Origin of the sequence: Zobellia alginiliquefaciens, assembly GCF_029323795.1 — a bacterium.
Taxonomy (GTDB): Bacteria; Bacteroidota; Bacteroidia; order Flavobacteriales; family Flavobacteriaceae; genus Zobellia; species Zobellia alginiliquefaciens.
In genome coordinates, this window is record NZ_CP119758.1 from 2,755,652 (window position 1) to 2,779,892 (window position 24,241).

General features: G+C 39.0%; 21 protein-coding genes. 18 read left to right on the forward strand and 3 right to left on the reverse strand.

The features are described 5' to 3' along the window. Positions 1-131 precede the first annotated feature (131 nt). Genes P0077_RS11610 through P0077_RS11625 form a run of 4 tightly spaced genes read left to right on the forward strand, consistent with a single transcriptional unit; the run spans position 132 to position 2,629 of the window. Positions 132-1,208 carry an NAD-dependent epimerase/dehydratase family protein gene (locus P0077_RS11610; RefSeq protein ID WP_276165415.1) on the forward strand — a complete coding sequence of 359 codons (1,077 nt, stop codon included), beginning with the start codon at positions 132-134 and terminating at the stop codon, positions 1,206-1,208. Between the two features lie 8 nt (positions 1,209-1,216). Beyond that, the gene (locus P0077_RS11615; RefSeq protein WP_276165416.1) at positions 1,217-1,786 is read left to right on the forward strand and encodes a vitamin K epoxide reductase family protein; all 570 of its coding nucleotides are present in this window, start codon (positions 1,217-1,219) and stop codon (positions 1,784-1,786) included. Position 1,787: 1 nt separating this feature from the next. Beyond that, positions 1,788-2,168: an SPW repeat protein gene (locus P0077_RS11620; RefSeq protein ID WP_276165417.1), complete on the forward strand. Its 381-nt coding sequence runs from the start codon at positions 1,788-1,790 to the stop codon at positions 2,166-2,168. Between the two features lie 2 nt (positions 2,169-2,170). Further along, entirely contained in the window at positions 2,171-2,629 is a 459-nt protein-coding gene (locus tag P0077_RS11625) for a hypothetical protein (RefSeq protein WP_276165418.1), read from the forward strand. An 11-nt stretch (positions 2,630-2,640) separates the two neighbouring features. Here P0077_RS11625 and P0077_RS11630 read toward each other — a convergent pair whose 3' ends face one another. Beyond that, positions 2,641-4,608, reverse strand: coding sequence for an aconitate hydratase (locus tag P0077_RS11630; RefSeq protein ID WP_276165419.1), 1,968 nt, complete (start codon positions 4,606-4,608; stop codon positions 2,641-2,643). 324 nt (positions 4,609-4,932) lie between these two features. Between P0077_RS11630 and P0077_RS11635 the strand changes: the two genes are divergently transcribed. Genes P0077_RS11635 through P0077_RS11645 form a run of 3 tightly spaced genes read left to right on the forward strand, consistent with a single transcriptional unit; the run spans position 4,933 to position 8,774 of the window. Then, complete coding sequence (locus P0077_RS11635) at positions 4,933-6,819, forward strand: peptidase MATCAP family protein (protein WP_276165420.1); 1,887 nt, start codon at positions 4,933-4,935, stop codon at positions 6,817-6,819. Beyond that, on the forward strand, positions 6,819-7,868 hold the full coding sequence (locus P0077_RS11640) for a glutathione synthetase (protein WP_276165421.1): 1,050 nt from the start codon (positions 6,819-6,821) through the stop codon (positions 7,866-7,868). The genes P0077_RS11635 and P0077_RS11640 overlap by 1 nt, the downstream gene beginning before the upstream one ends. Before the next feature lie 9 nt (positions 7,869-7,877). Further along, positions 7,878-8,774 (forward strand): M14 family metallopeptidase, encoded by an 897-nt coding sequence (locus P0077_RS11645; protein WP_276165422.1) that lies wholly within the window; start codon positions 7,878-7,880, stop codon positions 8,772-8,774. 41 nt (positions 8,775-8,815) lie between these two features. Here P0077_RS11645 and P0077_RS11650 read toward each other — a convergent pair whose 3' ends face one another. Continuing rightward, positions 8,816-9,217, reverse strand: coding sequence for a thiol-disulfide oxidoreductase DCC family protein (locus tag P0077_RS11650; RefSeq protein ID WP_276165423.1), 402 nt, complete (start codon positions 9,215-9,217; stop codon positions 8,816-8,818). Positions 9,218-9,523: 306 nt separating this feature from the next. Here P0077_RS11650 and P0077_RS11655 point away from each other — a divergent pair, with 306 nt between their 5' ends. From P0077_RS11655 to P0077_RS11700, 10 genes are all read left to right on the forward strand, one after another. Next, the gene (locus P0077_RS11655) at positions 9,524-10,360 is read left to right on the forward strand and encodes a universal stress protein (protein ID WP_276165424.1); all 837 of its coding nucleotides are present in this window, start codon (positions 9,524-9,526) and stop codon (positions 10,358-10,360) included. Between the two features lie 172 nt (positions 10,361-10,532). Then, on the forward strand, positions 10,533-11,867 hold the full coding sequence (gene nhaA, locus P0077_RS11660) for a Na+/H+ antiporter NhaA (protein ID WP_276165425.1): 1,335 nt from the start codon (positions 10,533-10,535) through the stop codon (positions 11,865-11,867). Positions 11,868-12,149: 282 nt separating this feature from the next. Then, on the forward strand, positions 12,150-12,689 hold the full coding sequence (locus tag P0077_RS11665; protein WP_276165426.1) for an RNA polymerase sigma-70 factor: 540 nt from the start codon (positions 12,150-12,152) through the stop codon (positions 12,687-12,689). Between the two features lie 102 nt (positions 12,690-12,791). Then, a complete protein-coding gene (locus tag P0077_RS11670; protein ID WP_276165427.1) occupies positions 12,792-13,835 on the forward strand; it encodes a FecR family protein in 1,044 nt (347 codons plus the stop codon). A gap of 29 nt (positions 13,836-13,864) precedes the next feature. Then, positions 13,865-16,861, forward strand: coding sequence for a TonB-dependent receptor (locus P0077_RS11675; RefSeq protein WP_276165428.1), 2,997 nt, complete (start codon positions 13,865-13,867; stop codon positions 16,859-16,861). Between the two features lie 9 nt (positions 16,862-16,870). Further along, positions 16,871-17,677 carry a hypothetical protein gene (locus tag P0077_RS11680; RefSeq protein ID WP_276165429.1) on the forward strand — a complete coding sequence of 269 codons (807 nt, stop codon included), beginning with the start codon at positions 16,871-16,873 and terminating at the stop codon, positions 17,675-17,677. Positions 17,678-17,682: 5 nt separating this feature from the next. Further along, positions 17,683-19,023, forward strand: a complete 1,341-nt coding sequence (locus tag P0077_RS11685; RefSeq protein ID WP_276165430.1) for a hypothetical protein — start codon at positions 17,683-17,685, stop codon at positions 19,021-19,023. Positions 19,024-19,281: 258 nt separating this feature from the next. Further along, a complete protein-coding gene (locus P0077_RS11690) occupies positions 19,282-19,803 on the forward strand; it encodes a hypothetical protein (RefSeq protein ID WP_276165431.1) in 522 nt (173 codons plus the stop codon). 146 nt (positions 19,804-19,949) lie between these two features. Further along, positions 19,950-21,392 carry a TIR domain-containing protein gene (locus P0077_RS11695; RefSeq protein ID WP_276165432.1) on the forward strand — a complete coding sequence of 481 codons (1,443 nt, stop codon included), beginning with the start codon at positions 19,950-19,952 and terminating at the stop codon, positions 21,390-21,392. A gap of 220 nt (positions 21,393-21,612) precedes the next feature. Next, entirely contained in the window at positions 21,613-22,179 is a 567-nt protein-coding gene (locus P0077_RS11700; RefSeq protein ID WP_276165433.1) for a DUF305 domain-containing protein, read from the forward strand. A 165-nt stretch (positions 22,180-22,344) separates the two neighbouring features. On the opposite strand, the gene P0077_RS11705 is transcribed toward P0077_RS11700, so the two are convergent. Beyond that, positions 22,345-23,256: a helix-turn-helix domain-containing protein gene (locus P0077_RS11705; RefSeq protein ID WP_276165434.1), complete on the reverse strand. Its 912-nt coding sequence runs from the start codon at positions 23,254-23,256 to the stop codon at positions 22,345-22,347. Between P0077_RS11705 and P0077_RS11710 the strand changes: the two genes are divergently transcribed. Continuing rightward, positions 23,237-24,235, forward strand: coding sequence for a hypothetical protein (locus P0077_RS11710; protein WP_276165435.1), 999 nt, complete (start codon positions 23,237-23,239; stop codon positions 24,233-24,235). The genes P0077_RS11705 and P0077_RS11710 overlap by 20 nt on opposite strands. The last annotated feature ends 6 nt before the right edge of the window (positions 24,236-24,241 follow it).

Genomic DNA, 24,241 nt, shown 5'->3' on the forward strand with positions numbered 1-24,241 from the left:
TTATTTATCCTTACCGACATTTAAAAAAGTAAGGTATAGTTAATTTTCAAATGTTTGCATATGAAGATACTATCGTTAAGGAGTAACATTTTTGTTCCCCTTGCTGATTTTTAATTATAAAATAAATAAGCATGGATGAAATAATCGAACACTCTGAGTTCGGAGCTAGAAAAGAAAACAAAGAAACAATCTTAATTACGGGAAGCAGTGGTTTAATAGGTTTTTCTCTAATAGAGCGATTGTCCAAAAAATATAGGGTGGTTGGTTTAGACCGTTTGGGTCCCCCTTATCCGCCATTGCAGGCTGAATGTGTAAATTTTGACATTACGGATGAAAAGGCCATTGATGCAGCAATGGAAAGAATACGATATGGCTATGGTAGTAAAATTGCCTCGGTAATACATTTAGCGGCGTATTATGATTTCGGTACGAAAGACAGCCCTAAATATCAAGAAATAAATGTTAAGGGTACTGAGAAATTCTTAAGACAGCTACAAGACTTTGAGGTGGGTCAGTTTATATTTTCCAGCTCCAACCTCATTTATAAACCTACGGAACCAGGTACAAAACTAAATGAAAATTGCCCTGTTGAAGCAAATTGGGGTTACCCTGAGTCCAAAATACAGACCGAAGACCTTATCAAAGAGCACAGCATTAACTTTCCTTCCGTTTTTCTACGTATAGCAGGCGTGTATACGGATTATGGTCATTCCATTCCCATTTTGCAGCAGATAAAACGTATTTACGAAAAGCAGTTGCTTGGTCATTTTTATTCGGGTGATGTTAACCATGGCGATGTGTTCGTTCATTTAGAAGATGTGGTAAATGCTATTGAAAATTCAGTAGAGAGAAGACAAGAGATTCCTGATCAGATGGCTTTTAATATTGGGGAGCCCACATCACCCACCTACCAAGAATTACAAGACACAATCGGTAATTTAATTCATGGGAAAGATTGGGAAACCTATGAGATTCCAAAACCCTTGGCAAAAGCTGGTGCGTGGACGCGAGATTTGGTAGGCGATCCCTTTATAAAACCATGGATGATCGACCGTTCTGGGGCCCATTATGAACTGGATGTATCTAGAGCCAAGGAACATTTGGATTGGGAGCCAAAACATAGGGTAATGGATACATTGCCGAAGATGATTACGGGTTTAAAGGAAAACCCGGACCAATGGTACGCTAAAAACAATCTAGAAAAATAACCTGATCAATGGCAAAGAATGAAAGCATAGACCAAATACCACCGGGCTGGGACTACAATCCCGCAACTTGGTCACAACGGATCCCGATAGTTATTTTGGCTTTTGTAGGGGTGATAATAGCTACATATTTATCGCTATATCAGCTTGATTATATAGATACCGTCTGGGAACCATTTTTTGGTGATGGAAGCAAGACTATTTTAAACTCTAAAGTATCTAATGTATTACCAATTCCTGATGCCGCTCTAGGTGCAATTGGTTATTTGGTTGACGCAGTAACAGGTGTAATAGGAGGGACGCACCGGTGGAAAAAAATGCCATGGATCGTAATTGTTTTCGGTTTGGCGGTAGGTCCATTGGGTTTTGTTAGTGTATTGCTTGTTGTTTTTCAACCCGTATTGTTTTCGGCATGGTGTACGCTTTGTCTGGGCTCTGCTATAATTTCTATAGCTATGATCGGACCTGCAATGGATGAGATGTTGGCCAGTTTACAGTATATGCAAAGGGCCAAAAGGTCTGAAGCTTCTACGTGGAAGGTTTTTTGGGGAGTACAATCTGAAATCGAAAAAGTTAAATAAGATGTGGGCAAAAATATTAAATATCGTAATAGGACTCTACCTGATAGTGGCTCCAAGCTTTTTTGGATATTCGCCTCAAGCTTCGGATAACGGGCATATCATAGGCCCTATAATCGTAACTTTTTCTATTATCTCTTTATGGGAGGCCACGCAAGGAACAAGGAAATGGAACTACCCCTTTGCCGTTTGGTTGCTTTTGGCTCCATGGATTTTAGGATATGAGAACAATTTAGCTATGGTTAGCGATATGTTGGTAGGCGCACTGGTTATTGTTTTTTCATCTTTTGAACAGGAGAACAAAAATCGTTATGGTGGTGGATGGGCCTCGTTGTGGCAAAAACACCCGCAACACATTCAAGAGGTAAATAAGGATGAGGTTTGATTATGATCGATAAAGCAAATTGGAGTCCGCGTAAATTTAGATGGTTGTATGCGGCAACGATTGCTTTTCTAATTGTGCTGTTCGCCTTTCTGTTGATTTATTTTGATATCATCAAAACTATAAACCTTAGAGTTGTATACATTCCCTTTGTTTTTATAGGTCTGATGTTGTTTACTAAAGATTTTGCTAAGGCCCACAAGGATGATATCCCTTTTCGGACTGCATTCGTCAACTGTTTTCGCACGGGAGTCTATACCTGCATACTGTTGTTTCCCGTATTCTTAACCGTTCTTATAATAGGTCTTCCTGAGCTGAATATGCTAGATGAATTTGGAAGATTTGATGAAGAAAAATTTCAGATGGGCTTTTTAATTTCTATGCTCGTAGAAATTTTTGCATCCGTATCCATAACTTCATTCGTTAGTGCCTTTATTCCCGGTATGATCAAAAAGAAAAATTAGATGACTATTTTTTAGCTCGTCAGCTTTTCCTTGAAATCATTGATAACCCCACCTTTCATCAGCAATTCTATTTGCCGGTCGCTCATGCTATGTTTAAGCAGAATTTCTTTTTCTTCATTTTTGTTTTCCACCTTAATATTTATAGCATTTCTATTCGCTACATTTTCTTTTAGATTCTTAAAACTGATGATGGCGCCATCTTCAATGGAATCATAATCATCTGGGTTTTCAAATTCTAATGGCAGAATACCAAAGTTCACAAGGTTTTGCCAAGCTATACGAGCGTAATCTTTTGCGATGACGGCTACTTGCCCCAGATATTTTGGGGCTATGGCGGCATGTTCTCTACTACTTCCCTGAGCGTAGTTCTCACCGGCTACGACAATATGGCCTCCATATTTTTCTTTGCTTTTTAGAGCTCGTTTATAGAATGTGTCATCAATAACGGTGTACGAAAATTTACTGATTTCCGGTATGTTGCTTCTAAAAGGTAACACCTCGGCACCTGCTTTCATAATTTCATCAGTAGAGATGTTGTCTCCCATTTTAAGTAAAACCGGTATGGTGTATTCGGCTTTAAGTCCTTTCATTTCGGGAAGCGATTTAATATTCGGTCCTTTTTTGAGTTTAATTTCCGATTTGTTTTTAGTTGGTGGCACGAGCATTTCCATGTTAATGATTTCCAGTTGTGGAGCTTCGTATTTAGGATAATCCATTTCGTAGATTTCCTTTAATTTCCGTGGGTCCGTAATTTCACCGGTAAGGGCCGAAGCGGCCGCTGTTTCTGGGCTACATAAATATACTTGGTCGTCTTTTGTTCCGGAACGATCGGGAAAGTTTCTGGGCATGGTGCGTAAACTAATGGAGTTACTTGCCGGGGCCTGCCCCATACCAATGCAACCCATGCAACCGGATTGGTGAAAACGTGCACCTGCCTTGATGAGATTCGCAAAGGCTTTGTTTTCTATCATGTTCTGAATAATCTGTCGTGAGGTGGGGTTGATGTCAAATGAAACTTCTGAGTGTACGGCCTTGTCTTTGACAATCGCACCGGCCATCCAAAAATCACGTAGCCCGGGATTTGCAGAAGAACCGATGACCACTTGACTTATCTTTTTGCCTGCAACCTCAGAAACGGGTACAACATTGCCAGGGCTAGTGGGCAGGGCTATTAGTGGTATAAGGTTATCAAGAATGATTTCATCTTCAAGATCATAGCTACATCCTTCATCAGGAAGAATTTCTGACCAATCCTCCTCACGGTCTTGAGATTTTAGGAAACTTCTGGTTTTATCGTCACTTGGAAAAACCGTGGTCGTAGCACCTAGTTCAGCTCCCATATTGGCAATTACGTGTCTGTCCATAGCGCTGAGGTATTCTAAACCTTCACCATAATACTCTATAATCTTGCCTACGCCTCCTTTTACGTCATGGCGACGTAGCATTTCTAATATTACATCTTTGGCACTCACCCAATCCGGTAATTTACCGGTCAACTTAACCCCCATTATTTTTGGCATTTTTACAAAATAGGGTTGTCCAGCAATAGCAGCGGCTACATCTAGCCCACCTGTGCCGATAGCGAGCATGCCCAATGACCCTGCGGCACAGCTGTGACTGTCAGAACCTACTAAGGTTTTACCGGGAATGCCAAAACGTTGCATGTGTAAGGGGTGGCTCACTCCATTGCCTGGTCTGCTGAACCAAAGACCGAATTTTTGCGCAGCGGAATGCAGAAAAAGATGGTCGTCCGCATTTTTGTAATCTGTTTGCAGTAGATTATGATCTACGTATTGTACGGCTACTTCTGTCTTGGCCCGCTCTAGACCCATAGCTTCTAATTCTAATTGAACCAGAGTACCCGTTGCATCTTGTAATAAGGCTTGGTCTATTTTCAGGCCTATTTCGGTTCCAGGTTTTAATTCTCCTTGTATAAGATGTGACTGTATTAATTTTTGGGAGACGTTCAGGGAGTCCATTTTCTGTTTTTTACTAGTTAATACTACTTCTTGCCTAGAGGTTGGTGGTTTGATTATAGTACAAATTTTTTAGGAAAATCGCTAAGAGCAACCTGTTATAATAATGCTAAGAGTTTGATTAGGCTGCTAATATGAACCACTTGGAGCCTGGAGAGCTTTTGTCCAAGTATGGTCTCTAAAGTAGTTTGGTTGCTCGCACGTTGTTGAAAGCTATCTGGCAATCGGTTACAGCAAAAAAATAAAGTTTTATGGTTAAATAAAGGTTTTACGGTTTGTTAGATTGCCATGTGCAGATACTTGCTAATTAAATTGATTTAACTCATAATGCTACACTATAAGAATTTATCGAAAGAAACTGTTGATCGTATCTTGGACGATTTGCGGAAAGATGAAGATGAATATAACTTTAAACTTCCAAATGGAGGATTTTTGCATATTGAAAGTGGTCTGCCTTATTTGACCATTTATAGAAAGGTGAACAAAGATATTGGAACCAGGGAGTTGCTGCTAAATGAAGCTTCGTATCTAATTATAGGAAGGGGCAATTTTAAAGAATATCAGCATTTACTTTTTGAAATAGCTAATTATTTTTCGGCACAATATAAATCATATTTACTTTTTGAAATATATGCAGGCAGTCCTAAAAGTACATGTTTTCGAATCAAAGGTCCTGCGGACTTGCTACCAAAAACTCTAAAAGTACTTGATGAAGGGTTGCAGGAAGTCAATACGATATCCCCCGGCGTAACCATTGCATCTGAAGTTGAGGATACCGCAGATCGACATCCCAAAGGGTCTCGTCATCTATTAACTGTTGAGGAAACCAAACAATGTGGAGCATTGTTGATCGGGCTTGAGATTCCTCCTGTTTACAGAAGTGAAAGTGCCCAGCTCTACCCTGTCTTTTTTAGGGATTTTCATAGCCAGGTAACCACTGCCATGAAAAAGGCAATTTTTAGTTTTATACGCATACAGACCGCTTGTGGTATATCTAGCTATAACCTTCTAGGCCAAAGGTCGCTAAAAGAAAAAGTCTTCGATATAGATAAAAAGCTAACTGAGATTGAGCGTTCATATCAATTTCTGTGGTTGGTTTCGCCCTCTAACATTTATAGTATAAAGGAAACATTTTTTGAAAGTAGGTTTAAAACCGTACTTGACTATCATTATAGATTACTGCCCATAGACCCTGATGTCTTAAAAAGGAAGCTGTATGATTTAAAGATAGAAAAGATAGAAGACCCTGTTTTGTCTCATATTTTCCGTCAAAAAAGAGAAGAACTGGATCGGCAGATAACAATGCTGAACGAACGTGGAACGAAGAATTTCTTTTACAACAGTATACGCTTGCATCAGGGAATTGGAAGAAAACTTCAAGCCGAGGCAGAAAATATACTTACCCAGCTAACCGAGAACGAGGGTGATACGAAGAATCTGAACCTTATGGATGCGAATGAATTTGCCGTTTTGGTGAAGGATGAAATAGATTTTCTCAAGAAACAACATCCCGGTTTTTCATGTGAAGTTTATATCCGCGAAGATGTAAATATAATGATGGTCTCCAATGGAAACCTTTATTTGCCGGCGGATTATACGGTTGGCCCAAAGGAAGCGGAGGCTTTAATTCAACATGAAATCGGTACACATGCGCTTACCTATTTTAACGGTAAGCAACAACCTTTTGAACAGTTTAGTATGGGGTTGGCAGATTATGACCCACTGCAGGAAGGGTTGGCCGTGCTTTCTGAATATTTGGTAGGCGGTCTTACGAGAAATAGACTACGAACCCTTGCAGGTAGGGTGGTAGCGGGCCAAGCAAGATTAGACGGTCATGACTTTAGAGCAATTTTTGACCTGCTACTCACAAAGTTCAACTTTACAGAAAAAAGGTCTTTCAACATTGTTTCTAGAACCATGCAAGGCGGAGGATTCCTGAAGGACATTATTTATCTAAAAGGATTTTTAAAGCTGATAGAATACCTCAAAGGTGGTGGTTCATTGGAGCCTTTACTTTCGGGTAAATTTGGTTTTCATCACATTAATATAGTACAACAACTGACCGAACGAAATATTTTAAAACCACCCATTCTAAGACCCAGTTATTTAAGTAGTACCGAATTTGAAAATAAAATAAAAAAAATAAAAGAAGGATTGCCAATTGTTGAGATGGTATGCGATGGTAACCTTGAACAATCTTTAAAAATGAACTAATGAAAATAGGATTTGTATTGAATAAAGTAGCCACCGAAGCTTGTGGCACTTCTGTAGCTTTAATGACTAAAGCACATAAAATGGGGCACGAAGTAAGTGCCATAGGTGTAGGGGATTTTAATCTGCATCATGATGGGCTTATTACAATAGACACTACGTCGGTTTCCGTGACCAAGGAGGTGAAAACCCCAGAAGAATATCTAGAACATTTACAAGGTTCAGAAGCTGAAACGAAACGGATAGAAGCCATTTCTCTGGATGTGTTGTTTATACGGAACAACCCCACCGAAGAAGGGTCGGACCGGAAATGGGCGGGACAATCAGGAATCGCTTTTGGTCGTATGATCCAGCAATTGGGCGTATTGGTGCTCAATGATGCCTATGCATTGACAAAGGCATTTATAGATAAGCTGTATTTTGAAGAGCTGCCAAAGCATATAAAACCAGCATCTATCATCACACGTAAAAAAGAGGACGTTTTAAATTTTTGGGAGGAAAACGGTAAGAAAATGGTGCTAAAACCTTTGGAAGGTTCCGGGGGGCAGAATGTATATCTCATAGATGAGAATCAAAAAAACCTGAATCAGATTATAGATACGTTATCTGATGAAGGATACATTATAGCGCAAGAATATCTTCCTGATGTTAAGGATGGAGATATCCGCGTTATACTTATGAACGGGCGTGTCCTAGAGCAGGATGGGCAAAAAGCTATCATAAGAAGAGTTAGTGGCGAAGGTGAATTCCGGAGTAATTTTTCGCTTGGGGCAACGGCGAACAGTAGCGAATTGACCACGGCCATGGAACACATTATTGAAGTTACGGCACCCCGTTTAATTGCTGATGGATTCTTTTTTGTAGGGCTGGATATCGTAAAGGACAAGTTGATAGAAATAAATGTTCTGAGTCCCGGCGGGCTTGACCACTTCAGTGAAATTGATCTTCCTGATTTTACAGATACCGTGATTAAGGCCATTGAAAGAAAATTGGAGTATAAGAAAATGCATGGCAACCAGTTGTCCAATAAAGTTCTGGCAACCATGCACTAAAGTAAGTTTATGAAAGAATTATCGAGAATTATAGGAGAATATAGCTCAGGAGTTCCGGGGCCTTTATTGTTTGTCACGGCTGGCATTCATGGTAATGAGCCCAGTGGGGTCATTGCTCTAAAAAAGGTATTTGAAGAACTACAGCGGACCCGGCCAGAGGTTAAAGGAACCTTGGTTGGGGTCTCGGGAAACAAAAAAGCCCTTGAACAAAATGTGCGTTTTATTGATGAAGATTTGAATAGAACGTGGAGTTCGGAAAATATTGAAAATAACATTAACACCTCACATGAGCATAGCGAAATGTATGAGATTATTGAGGTGCTGAACCAATATCGTAGTCAAGATTTTGAGAAATGCTATTTTTTAGATTGTCATACCACATCTTCCGAGAGTCTGCCGTATGTGTCCGTACAAGATGTAAATGACAATAACGCGTGGGCACATCGTTTTCCGACGTATATAATTAAAGGGTTTAGTGATTTAATTCATGGCGATATTGACCATTATTTAAGCCGAACAGGTCTAACGGGTTTTGTTTTTGAAGCAGGCCAGCATCAACATGAGACCGCAGTTGAAAACCAGGAAGGTATCATCTGGCTAGCATTGCATGAAGCTTTAGGGTTGGATTTGACGTTATTGTCTTGTTATCCGCAATGCGTAGAGAACTTTTCAAAAAAGAACGCTCCGGACCAAAAAACATTTGAAATTACCTATCGTCATGGGTTGAAGGATTCGGACGAGTTTGAGATGGTAGCAGGATTCGAGAATTTTTCTCCAATTAAAAAAGGACAGCTGCTAGCTGTTCAAAACGGACAAGAAATAAGGAGCGAGCATAACGGTTATATTTTTATGCCCCTCTACCAATCTAAGGGAGATGATGGTTTTTTTATTGTAGAAGAGGTGTAATCGCACAATAGGCTATCCACTGCATCAAAAACATTCTTTGGTTAAGGGTTCTTACCAAAGAATGTTTTTGTTAGCTTAAAAAGTACCGGTCTGTTATGGGCAATAAACTTGTAGGAGGCGTCACTAATTGCTTTAAATAGAGCTGATTTTTCGTACCACGAAAGTAAAAAGGACCAACGTGATGAATAATATAAAGTTCTATAGGCGGCATGTGCACCACTATATATTTTGCCATTGGTTTCTATCATGCGAACGGCTTGTTTGAATGCCTGTTCGGGAATTTCGTCAATCTGCTCTTGGATATCTTGGTAGGGAATATATTGCACCTTGTTAGCGGTAATTTTCTGCCATCGCGTGACCCAATATTTGCAAAAACCACATTTTCCGTCCCAAATTAAAAGGGGCAGTTTGGGTATGTAACTAGAATGTGTGGGCATTTGCATGGTATCTCATTTGTAAACGTTATTGTACTTTGTTTTCGAAGATTCCTCAGAATCCACCCTTCCAATAATCCGGTGAGTACGTGAAATTACCATAAAAACTCAAGGTTCTTTCTTGCTTTCTTTTTTGGGTCAAGAATTGCATTGTTCGAGGTAAAAATTGACTAATGCGAAAAGTATATTACTGAAAAATAAGAAAACACATAGTGGTTGTTAATTACAATTTGGTCAGATGGTTATATCTGATTTGCCCCTAATTTTTCCTGAAATTAGAAAGCAATCACTTTCATAATCCATAAAAAAAAGCAGATGAAAATAAGATCTTTGATTGTACCGATTGATTTTACCGACACGGCTAAAAATACAGTTGACTATGCCGTTAAGTTGGCAGAAATAATAGAATCCAAAATTATATTTGTATCCAGTTATATGGCGAACTCCGCTCCTAACGCAGGGGCGACTATGTCTACTATGATGCATCCCGCACCGGAAAATGTAGTGTCTTTAGAGAAATTGCACAAAGAGAAGCTAGATGATTTTCTCAAATCTACATTGCCACTTTCCGTAAACCATAAGGCCATAACGCGAATTGGTACACAAGCAGAAGTAGTTTGTACAATTGCAGAAGAAGAAAAGGCGGAATTGATTCTTGTAGGTTCTGAAAGTACCACAGGTATGGAGGCCTTTTTTGTGGGTTCAGAAAGCGAAAAAATCACCAGAAAGGCACCATGCTCGGTTTTGGCATTGCCCAAAGATTCCAAGCATTTTAAAATGGATACGATAGGCCTTGCCCTGGATACCGATAATGATGAAAACAACGGAAATTTATCGGTTTTAAAGGAAATTGTAGTATCAACAAAAGCAAAGCTGCGATTAGTACATATATCGGATAAAGAAGAAATAGCATTCAAGACCGAAGATGTATTAAAGCAGTATAAAACAGAACTGAATTCTGTAGAGCATTCTTTTCATGTTTTCTTTGAAAATGATACCGAGGAAGGTATTTCTAAGTTTCTAGATAAAAACCCTATTGATTTAATGGCTATTCTGTACAGGGAACATGGTTTCTTTGAGCGCCTGTTTCAACCTGGGTTGAGAAAAAAACTGATTTTCGAGAACCAAATTCCCTTACTCGTACTTAAATAGGAACGTAGTAAACCAGAATTGTTGGGGCTTTAAATCAGGGTAAAGTATAGCGCAATTATTTGATGGAAGAAGTTGCTCCTGTTTTATGTCTTTACCACATAACATTTGAAATAATAAAAGAGAATAAAAGCTGGTTTTAGGACCAGCTTTAAAGGTTGTATATAAGTGATCGATGGATAAGATAGAACACAAAACACATTGGGAAAGATTCAAAGGTGTCATCACCGCCTTATTTTCTGATGATTTAGCATCAGGTATAATGATGGTCTCGGCAGTTGTCATTGCCTTGATCTTGGCTAACTCTGGATGGGCAACAGAATTTCATGAATTTTGGGAATACAGTATAAATCTTAGCGTGAACGATGCTGAATTAAGTCTCACGCTACACCAATTTGTAAATGATGGCCTAATGGCCATTTTCTTTTTTGCCATCGGTCTGGAAATAAAAAGAGAAATTATCGCCGGAGAACTGTCCAGTCTAAGAACGGCTTTGATGCCCATTATTTGTGCTCTGGGCGGATTGATTTTTCCTGTTCTTGTTTTTATGTTAATTAACAATGGCCAGGACACTTTTGCCGGGTGGGGTATACCTATGGCAACCGATATTGTATTTGCATTGATCCTATTAACTTTAGTGGGGAATAAAAAGGTGCCTATCGCTTTAAAAATATTTGTGACCGCATTGGCGGTGGTAGATGATATTTGTGCGGTATTGGTAATAGCTTTCTTTTATACGGACCATATTGTTTACGAAAGCTTGTTGTGGGCCTTTCTCTCATTTTTTGTGTTGATAGGAGCGAACGGAGTAGGGGTTAAAAATCCATTATTTTATGGGGTAATTGGAATATTGGGTATATGGACAGGTTTTTTTCTCTCCGGCGTTCATGCAACCATAGCCGGAGTTATTACGGCCATAGCCATACCGGCCCGTGTTGACCTTGAGGAACGTACATTTGTAAAGAACGTTAGAAACCTTATTGATTCTTTTGATACCATACGTACGACCGAGACGGTTTTTATGAAAAATGACAAGCTTGAACTTGTACATATCTTACGAAAAGCCATACGAAAAACGGTACCTCCGTTGCAGACCATTGAGAGAATACTGCAACCGTTCGTAAACTTCTTTGTATTGCCCTTGTTTGCACTGGCCAATACGGGTTTGACTATTGAAACTGAAAATCTTGGTAAGTTGTTAGAACCGCTTTCAGTGGGTGTGGTTCTGGGGTTGGTTTTAGGTAAGTTTTTAGGAATTTCTATAGTGGCTAGATTGGCGGCCGCCCTAAAAATAGCCAAGCTTCCTGAAAAGGTGCAATGGCCACAATTTTATGGGGCAGCAGCTTTTGCCGGAATTGGCTTTACCATGTCAATTTTTATTGCCGAGCTCGCATTTGCTAATGAAGCGTTTGTACATCAGGCAAAGCTTGCTATTCTTTTGGCGTTTATATTGGCCGCATTACTGGGTATGTTCATTTTTCGCTTTTTTGTAAAAACGAATCAAGATTGAGTTGTAATGATTTTGCAGGGTTATCCTACTCCATAAAAAGGTTTACCGGTGTTTTAGTGAAGACATAGAAAGGAAGAACTGGCACATAAAGAACCCAGGAGATTAAACGCGGAGTAGACTAGTCATTAATTGCAGAATGTGTTCATAATCCTACAAAGATGTAGCTATCACCTCTCCTAACATGCCGATATATTGGTGTAACCTAGATTATTAACACACAGTTAAACTTTTCTTTTCATACAATATATTCAAACCCCATAACTTTCGTCACTCCTATTTGTGATGCAAGACAACCAACTATACCAGGCCATAAGAAATAACGATAAAGAAGCTTTTGAACTTCTTTTCGATAAGTATTATCCGCGACTCTGTTTTTTTTCGATGCAATTTTCTGTGGACAAAGAGGCGGCTGAAGAAGTGGTCTCAGATGTCTTTCTAAAACTATGGAACAACAGAAAGAAAAATGAGGTGAAGCATTTACTTCCCTTTCTATATACCAGCGTTAAAAATACCACACTAAACTTTAAAAAATCAAGTAGACGCCATCTTTGGTTGGAAGATGATGACTACTTGGTAGATGAAGAGAACCAAGAGTCCAAGATTATTGTCAGGGAAGAGCTAGAAAATATTCAAAAGATTATTGCACGAATGCCACCTAAGCGACGTACCATTTTTATGCTGAATAGGATGGATGGTCTTAAATACAAGGAAATAGCCGAGATAATGAATATTTCCGTTCACACCGTTCAAAATCAAATGGTGCTGGCCGTAAAATTTCTGTATGACCAATTTCCGGATAAAAAGATTAAAGATTCGCTGTAGGTCTCGGCTCTTCAAATAACATTTTATTTACGTTTTAGTAAACTGCTTCAATAGTAGGTCCGTTGCCATAAAGTTGTCTTGTTAGTGTACGAGACACTACTTATGATTGAAGATAAATTTTGGGAGTTGGCTACAAAATACATGTCCAACGAAGCCTCTGAAGAAGATATAAATGAACTCTTTCTATTGTTGAAGAGTGATGAAAAGTACCAAAAAGCTTTTAGCGATACGGTAGAGAAATGGAACGGGGTTACCAGTCCTAGAGATTTTCAGTTTAATACCAAAGCCTCTAAACAAAAGCTGCTTGAAGAAATAGATAAACGTTCTTCTCCTATTTCAAAAATCAGGGCTTTTTCAAAATCATCCAATTTTAGACTGAAAGCTGCCGCAATGGTTGTGGTGCTGCTCGGCACTTACTTTTTAACGAATAGTATTCTGGAAGGTCGGGAGTGGAAGGAGTTTCAGACGGTAACGAACGAGAAGTTGAAAATTATCCTACCGGATAGTACGCACGTTTGGTTGAACCAAAACTCTTCCATTTCTTATAACTACTCCAACCCGGAAGAAAGACTATTAAAGCTAGAGGGCGAAGCTTTTTTTGATGTCGCCAGAAATGAAAGCAGACCCTTTTTAATAGAAGGCCCTTATTTTAAGACCCAAGTCTTGGGCACCAGTTTTAATATCCATTCTAGAAATGAAGAAGACGCTTCCGTTAGTGTGGTAAGCGGCAAGGTTTCCGTTAGTGCCAACGAAAGCAACGCCTTACTGCTGCTGGAACGTGGTGATGGAGCAATTTTCCGGCAAGGGGATAAAAGTCTAAGCAAGCGCAAACTGAACGATGTTGATAATGAAATGGCTTGGATAGAAGGCAGGTTCGTGTTTGAGAACAGTACTATGAAAAGCGTTTTGAATTACCTGTCCAAATACTATAAGGTAACCTTTGATTTAAGCAATGAAAATTTAAACAACTGCCTTATCACCGCCTCTTTTAAGGGGGAGTCCCTAAACAATATACTAACCATATTGTGTGCGTCCTTGGATTGCAAATATGAGATTGTAGCGAACAGAACCATCATCTTATCCGGAAACGGATGTCAAAAAAAACCGGGAGATATTACGAGTATCGTCCCGGCTAAAAATCAATAAATGATTCTTAATTGTAATGCACTTCAAAAATGAAAAAAATTAAACGTAAACAAAAGAACAATCACACTTTTTGCCCTAGTCGGGCATTTCACCTGCTACTGGCTATTTTAATGGGGGTAAATGTATCGGCGCGGTCAGTTTCGGTACCTCAGGTATTGGATACCAAAGTTTCCGTTTCGGTGGAAGAGGAAACCGTAGAAAGCCTCCTTAAAAAAATAGAATCGGTTTCAGAGATTAGTTTTGTATATAGTAAAAGCAAGGTGTCGTTGGTAGATAAGATCAGCCGCACGTATGTAGATAAAAGTATCAAGTTCATCTTAACGGATGCACTGCCCCAAGACGTTTCTTTCGGTACCGCTCAGAACACCGTCATCCTAAAGAAAAAGAAACAAACGGCTCCCAAAAAAGTAATGTCTTTTCAGGCCAACGGAAGGGCTACGGGTACCATAACCGATAAAAACGGGAATTTCCTGCCGTACGCCACTGTAATTGCGTTGGGCACGAGAAGAGGAACCACCTCGGATATAGATGGAACCTATTCGTTGGAACTTCCTGAAGGTTCATATACGCTACAGGCCAAATATATTGGTTATATGGATGCTGAAATTCCCGTGACCATAGCGGGAGATTCCACGGTATCGGCCAATATTGTCCTTAAAGAAAATGCAACTGCTTTGGAGGAGACCGTTGTGTATGGTAACCTGAGTCGTGGGCAAGCGAAAGCGCTAAACGAACAGAAGAACGCGGAGAACTTTAAAAATGTGGTCTCTTATGAACAGTTTAGCAAGTATGCAGACCGTAATGCTGCCGAGGCACTTCAAAGGATTCCCGGTATTGCCTTAAGTAGGGACCAGGGAGAAGGTGAGCTGGTTTCCATTAGGGGACTTTCCCCTAGGTTCAATGCGGTTCAGGTGAACGGCTCTAGAATTCCAAGTCCAGACCCGGATACGGATCGTGCCGTTGGGTTGGATTTGTTGCAGGCAGATTTAATGGAATCCATTGTAGTGAATAAAACCCTTACTCCGGAAATGGACGGTGACGCCATTGGTGGTACGGTTAACTTCAATTTAAAACAGGCTCCGGATAAACCAATTTTAAATGTATCGGCCAGTGGAGGGTTTAACCAACAACAATCGGAATTCGAGGATCTTGGAAAGGACCTTCAATCTTTTTCCGCGGTACTGGGCAAGCGTTTCTTTAACGACAAACTTGGGCTTATAGCGGCAGGAAGTTATTACCGCACCAATAGGGGTTCCTTGTTGAACCAATACCTCTATACGGACGAGACTTCTTTGAATATTGAGGAAAAAAGGAATAACGATTATGATGTTAGACGTGTGCGTTATGGACTTATGTTCAGTCCGGATATTCGGTTTGATAAAAAGAACAGCCTCAAGCTATTGGCCAACTACAATGTGTATGATGATGATGAAATAAGAAGGTTGGTAGACTATCTGGTAACCGATGGTGAAGAAAGTAGGGAAACCCGTAACCGTGGCGAATATCAAAAGCACGCATTGTACCAATTATCCGGTGATCACGATTTAAGTGCAATGGATATTTCATACCGTTTTAGCTATACGGAGGCCGAAGAGGAAATGCCCTATAGAACGTATTGGAGATTTGGTAGGGATGTAGATTACAGTGGGCTTTCAAACGATGAACTTACCAACTTGGGAGTGAAGGATAATCCGGATACGGATTCGCAGTTGTTCTTGAACCGTGTGCGGTTCGATAATAATTTGACGGAAGACAAAAATTACGAAGGTAGGCTGGATATTGAATTTCCTTTTGAGCTGATAGGAATGGAGAACAAGCTAAAAGTTGGGGGCAAGTTCCGTAATAAAAACAGGATTTCAGATGCAAAACGTTCACAGTTAGATGTAGACGAAGATGTGAATCCATTCCCTATAAACGGAGGCGATTTCGGATTCATTAATATACGGGCCAACGACCCTGAAGCTTCTCAAGTAGGTGGTCTGGATGATTTTGTGGTAGATGAAGATAGGGGAGACGGCACCGATTACGAAGCGGAAGAAAATGCCGTGGCCGCTTATGTAAAACTATCTTTAGGGCTTACCGAAAAATTATCGTTGGTAACCGGTGTGCGTTTTGAAAGTACCAACAACAAATACTCGGCTATTAGGGCAGATGATTTTAATACCGTAAATGAGTTTACGTATTCAAACCTGCTGCCCTCTGCACAGTTTAAATATAATTTTGATGACAATACCTTAATGCGCTTGGCCTATAGTTCCGGTTTTACCAGACCTCCTTTTAGCGCATTGATTCCGGGGCCGGATAATATTGACCGTGACAGCCGCAGAATCACCCGTAGGAACCCGGAATTGGAACCGAGCACGGTAAATAATTTCGATTTCATTTTTGAGAAATACTCCAATAACCTAGGTGTTTTTACAGTGGGACTTTTTGGAAAATTTGTGGACAACCAGATACAGACACAACGCTCTTTTACTGATTTTGAAGGTGATTTATATACCGTGTTTCAATCTATAAATGGTGAAAATGCAAAGGCTATGGGAGTTGAGGTTTCTCTGGTACATAAATTTTTGAACGATGGTGTTCCATTTTTAAAATGGTTTGGGGTGAGTACAAACTACACTTATGCCTACACGGAACAAAAAATATCTACCATTGTTGATGATGAGGTGGTGAATAGAACCTTGCCTTTTGAAAGCCCTAAGAATATCTTCAATTTGGGGTTGTTTTATGAAAATCCAAAAATAGGATTGACGTTTACGGCATCCGGTGTTTACAGAGATGCTATTCTTATTGATTTGGGTGATAATGAGCTAACCGATTTCTATTTTGGTGATGAGTTTCATTTGGATATTTCCGCAAGTCAGCGAATCACAAAAAAGCTATCTGCCTTTGTACAGGTGAATAATATTACGGATCAGGACGAACGCGAGTTTTTTGGTGACCCAAATGAGGATTTCTCCAGAATACATCAAACGGAAGGTTATGGTTTTTGGGGCTCAGTAGGCCTTAAGTACGAATTGTAAAAAGTAGTCATGAAAGCACAAAGAATAACCAACGTCAGCACTTTTTTGCTTGTTGTTATGATAGCCCTAAAGGTATCGGCACAAGAGTTTAAAATAGACCGAACCTATGAAGTGCCTTCGGCCAGACAAGGCGTAGCGATAGATGAGGATTACTTTTATGTAGTTAACAATTCGGAAATCGTAAAATACACCAAAAAGGATGGAGAGCAGGTGGCTCACTGGGAAGATACTTCCGGTGCCATTAAGCATTTCAATAGTGGTATTATCATAAACGAAAAGCTGTACTGTGCCAACTCCAACTATCCGGAATCGCCAATGGCAAGTTCCATAGAAGTTTTTGACCCCAAATCGCTAGAACACCTAGAGAATATTAGTTTGGGAATCTATATAGGTTCTGCCACATGGATAGATTTCTATGAGGGCTATTGGTATATCGCCTTTGCCCATTATACGGGTAGGGGCGCTACGGAAACCAAAACCAATAGTTGGACCCAGTTGGTAAAATTCAATACGGACTGGCAGCGCATAGAAGGGTGGATTTTTCCAAAAGATCTGGTAGCTAAGTTCGGCACCCGAAGCAATTCTGGAGGGTTTATCACCAAAGACGGAAAAATATATGCCACTGGGCATGATAATAAGGAACTGTACGAGCTGTCGTTCCCAAAAATCGGTCACACGCTGTTATGGCATAAAACCTATGACATCCCCTACGAAGGTCAAGGTATTGCGTTAGATGTAAATTCCGCCGATAGTTTGTCATTGTACGGGATAATTAAAAAAGAAAACAAAGTGTTACGGACAACTTTAAAAAAATAAAGAGAATGAGACTTTTAAAATATGTATTAAACCTATTATTTCTGAGTGCTACCTTGCTTTCTTGCCATGAAGATGCCATTGTAGCGCAAACCGAAATTGAGGCCCCCATAGCCGTTACGGCACAGGCTTCGGTTGCGTTGAACAACAATCAGCGAAGGTCGTTTTTAGAATATTACGCGCCCGTTATATTTAAGCAAGCACACGAGTATAGCAATGACCACCTTGGTTATGATTGGCTTACCAACTTTTATTTTGATGGCGATACCGACCTTACCAATAATAAAGATAATTGGAGCACGGAATTAGATGCCTACATAGACCGATCTCAGCATGCCAACTGGCAAATACGCCCAACGCTGTACACTTCCATAATCGAATTTTATGATGATGAGCTAGATACCAAAAGTGTTATTCTGCTGTACCATGTGTATCATGCCAAACAGCGCGGTTCAATACATGATTGGGAGCGCATAGAAATCAGGATAGATGATGTACAAGGCAGTCCGGGAACGGGTGAGGAAATCAATTATGTGGTGGTTACCAGACATGGACTCCACAATGCCAGGGAATATCCAGATGAGGATTTAAACTTTATGGAAACTGCTAATGGAAAGCATGTCATGATATGGCAAGCAGATTGGGATTATGGCTTGATCGGTACGGCAGAGCTCCGGTTTGTGGAAGATTCTTGGAGTACCATCAATACGAAAAACGTAAACGACCATAATGCGGATGTAGATATCAACGGTTCGGGAGACAATAATTTCCATTACATCTTTACGTATAAAGAAGATTCCGAAACCGTAAATTACTGGAATGCGCAAACCCTCACCCAAAGCAATGCGGCTGCATTGGTATCTGGAGAATCTCAGAACAACACCGTAGATTTTAGTGAAACCAAGAGAATCACCTATGAGCTGCAGGATATTGCGGATATTATTCCCACACACTTAAGCAGTAGCGATTGGCATAAAACTAGACAAGTAAACTTAGCCTCTCCTGTGCTCAACGAAGATGGTTCCGCGGCTATTACGGCGGGAACCAAAACCTTCTATTATGAAGCGATAGATGATCAAGACCCGGATGAGGACAGGGATGGTTTTATCCGTAAGCATTGGTTTTGGGGTGTGTACTATTATGGGGAGGAAGGCGACTATTTTTATGAGGAACTGGACCCACAACCTTGGCAGCAACATGTTTATTTTGCCCATAACGGTACCAGGGGCAACGGCACAAAGGCCGATGAGCTGGCCAATAGGGGTTTCTTTTTAGGAAGAGGAGATTATAGCAATTGGCTTTCCAACGGCGGCTTTGATGGCAGATGGGTGCAACTTTTTGATGATTGATTATAGGCATAACCAAACTTAACCTTACGGCAGATTACATTTTGTTTAGTTTCTTTTAAAAGCGCAGCAATTCCCCCTTGCTGCGTTTTTTTTGTGTAGAAAATGGTTCGTGTGCTAAAGGAGATAGGGTTCTGTGGAAAGCAAGATGAAAAGTTTTAATAGCCTTACAGGAATCTGTAATAAAAAACCAACAAAAAGCCATAATTTGCAGAAGAGTGGAGCGTACCTAGGTTCGTTTGTTTAATTGCTACATACAATATGAAAAAACTTATACCTAAAGAAGATAGAGTAAAGGAATTATTGAAATTTGGGATTCCTGAAAAATTTATTAAAGGTATTGGGAATATTGAAGAGCTAGAATTTATGGTTGAGGATATCAATGGAGCATACTTTTATTTGCCAACGATATCTGATTATAGCTTTTTGAAGAACCTAAATATTATTCCAATTTATGATAGAGGTCAAACATTTTATGTTTTTGCTTATAACGAAGAAATCAAAAAGATAATTCAATTTGGACTTGAGTCACAGAAAATAAGAAAAGATTACGGAGAGAATTGGAATTTACTTCTTCTGGGTATTATGATTGATCTTTTTGACCAATATATCGAAGATGATATAGGTAAAGAAAAGTTTGTTGAAGTCGGGAACAAAATAGGATTCGAAAAATCTGCTGAATTATTTGATCTCAGGAATTTGCCCGTTGAAGAATTCAATAAAAAACTTGAAGACAACGAAAAGTGGGAACTTGAAATAGCTGAGAAATTGAAAATACTATAGGATGCTACTAGGTATGAAAAACATAGCTAATAAGCTAAATCTATAAGTTTAAAACTAGATAGAAAAAATTGCTTTAGTACTAAATCTAAAATATTGTGTTTTTTTATAAGCTATCTTTCGTAGACTGAACATTATGTTAATAATATATGAAACCAAAAATATTTATAGGGTCATCTGTCGAAGGTCTTAACGTAGCTTACGCTATTCAACAAAATCTAACATATGATGCAGATGTAACTGTTTGGGATCAAGGTGTTTTTGAACTTTCCAAAACAACAATTGAGTCACTGATGAAAGTGTTGGAAAATTCAGATTTTGGAATTTTTGTGTTTAACCCTGACGACTTACTAAAAATACGAGCTGATGAAACATCGGTAGTCAGAGATAATGTTATATTTGAAATGGGGTTATTTATAGGAAAACTCTCAAGAGAAAGAGTTTATTTTTTGAAACCTATGAAAGGAGAGCTGCATATTCCTTCGGATTTGTTAGGAATTATATCAGGAGATTATGATTCTGAACGAGAAGATGGTAGTATACAAGCTGCAACAGGGCCGTTCTGTAATCAAGTAAGACAGCAAGTCCAAAAACTCGGTACTGTCACACTAGTTGAAAATAATCCACAAAATCCAGACGAAAAGAATAGTGCTTTAAAAGATGATAATTGGTATAGTTTGTTTCTAGATAGAAAATATGGCGAAACTATCGAAAAGCTTAATTCTCTTATTAGAAAAGAGAAAGTTGAGGAAGAGAAACTAAATTTAATGTTATGGAAAATATATTGTGAATTTAAGACCGGCGAAAAAAATGGATTAAAAAAAATGGATGCTTTTATGAAGAAACATGAAAGTAAAAGAAACGCATATATTGGTTTAGCTAGAATCTACCAATGGGAAGAATATTTTGATAAGTCCGAAGCTACAATTGAATTGGGTTTAAAAAAATTTAAAAATGATTCTTCTTTAATAGCTATTAGAGCTGAAAATCAAATTCATATGGGTGAAACGGATAGCGCAATTCAGTTGTTAGAAAAGCATAATCCTAGTGAAAATGTTGAAATTGCTATCCATATCTATAATATTCATTTTAAGATTAAAAGTTATGATAGAGCTCTGGATGTCATACATGTTACCTACTTAAATTTTCCCAATAATGAACAACTGAGATATAAATATGCCTTGGTGGCAATTGAATTAGAAAAATATCATATAGCATTGTTTCTGTTAAATTCTCTGGTGAGTGAATTTCCAAAAAACATGTCATATTGGGGATATTTAAGTAACACAGCTCTACAACTTGATTTTTATGACCTTGCACTAAGCTCAAATCGAAAAGCAGAAGAATTATCTGAATCTAAAGAGAGTTGGATACTTTCCAATACAGGTAATATGTTATATAATAAAGGGTTTTATTCTGAAAGTATAACATACTTTAATAAGAGCATATCTATTTCAAAAGAAAGTGACTATGCCCATGGTAGGTTAGCATCAGCAGTTAAGGATAGACAAAAAGAAAAAGAAGAAATAAATCAAAAATGTAAAGAAGGTAGAATTAGTATTAGAGATTATAAAATAGAAGCCAGTACATAAAACCCATACCCCTTCCAAAACTCGCTATCATGATAGTTTTTTAATTTTTACGAACAATTAAAACCTACTGTATCAGGTAGTTTTGTTTTGTGAAAGTAGCCAAGTACTTACGTATGGATAAAATTCATAGGTGTACATCCGGCACTACAGCTATATCTGTAGCTCAGGCGTTAGCTGCTATCTGAATAGCGACAATCATATCATTTAAAATTTGAACAAAATGGAAAACGGGAAAATCGATAAAAAGAAATATGGGAAATTCTTTGCAATGATCGCGACTTCGATGGTGGCAATGTTTCTTTTAATGTACACGCATTCATATCAAATAATCGACCACTTTTGGTTTAGTGAAACTAGATTGTTCATGACCCTAATTATGGGGGGATCCATGATAATTATTATGCTTCTCTATATGCTTAATATGTATAAGAGTAAAAAGACCAATATTGCCATATTGGGATTGGGAGTTGTAATGATAATAGGAGCAATTGGGTTGGTAAGAAGTCAGGTTACCGTTACCGATACCGATTATATGGAGGGAATGATTCCCCATCATTCAATTGCCATATTGACCAGCGAAAGAGCAAAAATCAAAGACGTTAGAGTCCGAGAACTTGCGGATGACATTATCAAAGCCCAACGCAAAGAAATTATGGAAATGGAATGGCTGATTAAGGATATTAAAGAAAATGGAGTAGTAGAAACCGAAGCGGAAAAGGAAAATAGACCCGTTCCAAAATTTGAAGGACGGCTGGACAAAGAAACCAAGAATATTGAAATTGAATAGACAGCCAGCTGCTAAGAATGGTAACCTTGTAGAACTCCCTACTAGTCAGAACAACAATTTTTCAAAACCGCTTTCTAAGGCGGTTTTGTTCTTTAGGCAAACAGCCAACCCGATATTTTTCTGAGCCTGAAAACCATTTCTATCTTGTTTTGCTTTACAGCAGAATTAATTCAAACTTCTAAATTCACTTGGCGAGTGACCCACCCTTTGTTTAAAGAGTCTGGTAAAATGCTGTGGATATTTAAACCCAAGTTCATAGGCAATCTCGCTAACCGATTTGTTCGGGTCGAATACCTTTTCCTTGGCCACTTCAATGAGCTTGGCCTGTATGTATTCTTGGGCAGATGTACCGGTTTCCTTTTTGACCAAATCACCAAAGTAGTTTGAAGACAAATGCAATTGGTCTGCAAAATAGCCTACTGATGGCAATCCGTAGGTTTGAGGTTTCTCAGAGGAAAAATATTCGCCCAGAAGCCCGTTGAATTTTTCTAACGCACCTTGATGAACAACTTCACGGGTCAAAAATTGTCGGTCGTAAAATCGGAGACAGTAGTCTAAGAACAGCTCAATATTTGCAACGATCAACTTTTTGCTGTGTTTGTCCATATTCTGCTCCAGCTCAAACTGAATTTTATCCAGCACGCTTAAAATCACTTTTCGTTCTTTAGCGGATAGGTGCAATGCCTCATTGCTTGAATAGGAAAAAAAGCTATAGTCACTCATTTTTTTGCCCAGTTCTGTACCCAACAACAAATCCGGGTGAAATAAAAGGGCATACCCTTTGGGTTGAAAATCGGGATCGTTATAGGTCAAGCCCACTACTTGGTTTGGACTAACAAAAACAAGCGTTCCTTCATCATAATCGTAGTCTTTGCCCCCATATTTTAATTTACAGCCTTTGGCATCCTTCAAAAAAATGGCATAACAATTAAAGCGTAAGGCGTTATACCCCTTTATAACTTTTCCGTTTTCTGCAACCGTATTAAAATCGACCATACCGATCAAGGGGTGTAAAACTTCCTGTTTCCGAAGGGAAAGGTAATCGCCTACTTTGTTAATGTCATATATATTTTCCATAAGATGCCCTAGAATTCAGGTTAAAGATAATGGATTGGCTCCCAGTACTCAAACGCCTCAACTGAATTCAGTAATAAAGGTAGGTTTATCCGTAATCTGGGTATTACATGACCTTGTCTTATGGAATACTTTTGGTCATCCTATTTTAGGAAATCTAAAAATTAAGAATCCTTCGGGCCACACACCAATAATGAAAAAACAGGGTCGTCTTTTTTACTTTATATTCCGCTATGTGATTCTGGTAATCCCTATAGATATATATGGTCAGGAAAAAGAGCCATTTCTGGACGATTTTAGGGGAACGGTGAGTGTAACCCACAACGGAATTTCTTTAGTGCCCTCTTTTTCGTTGGGGGACCCCGCCTTACTTTTCGATTTGAAATTTACCAAAGGAAACTTAAGTTTTGAACCTGATATGCGATTTGCTTTGGAAGGAAAACCTTGGTCGTTCTTGTTTTGGTTTCGGTACAAGGCTATTCAAAACGAACGATTTTCATTGCGTGTAGGCGCGCATCCGGCACTTAATTTTAGGACGGTAAGCATCATTAGAAACGGACAGACTGAGGAACTTTTAGAATCTCGAAGGTATGTGGCGGCCGAAATAGCCCCTAATTATAAAATATCCGATAAGGTGAGTATCGGTATGTATTATTTGTACGGTCGAGGTTTTGATGATGGGGTTAAAAAGACTAACTTTTTGGTGTTACATACCAACTTTGGCAATATCCCTATTTCTGGAAGCTATTATTTCAATTTTACGCCACAAGTATATTACCTTACCACTAACGACCTTACGGGCTATTATACAAGTGCTTTTTTGACGTTAGCCAAAAAGGAATTTCCCTTTTCATTGACGGGCGTGGTCAATAAAGGAGTCAAAACCCAAATTTTGCCCGATGATGATTTTACATGGAGCGTAGTATTGAACTATAGTTTTCCTTCCGTGAAAAAACCGAGGAAATCCAAAAGAAAAATATAAATTAAG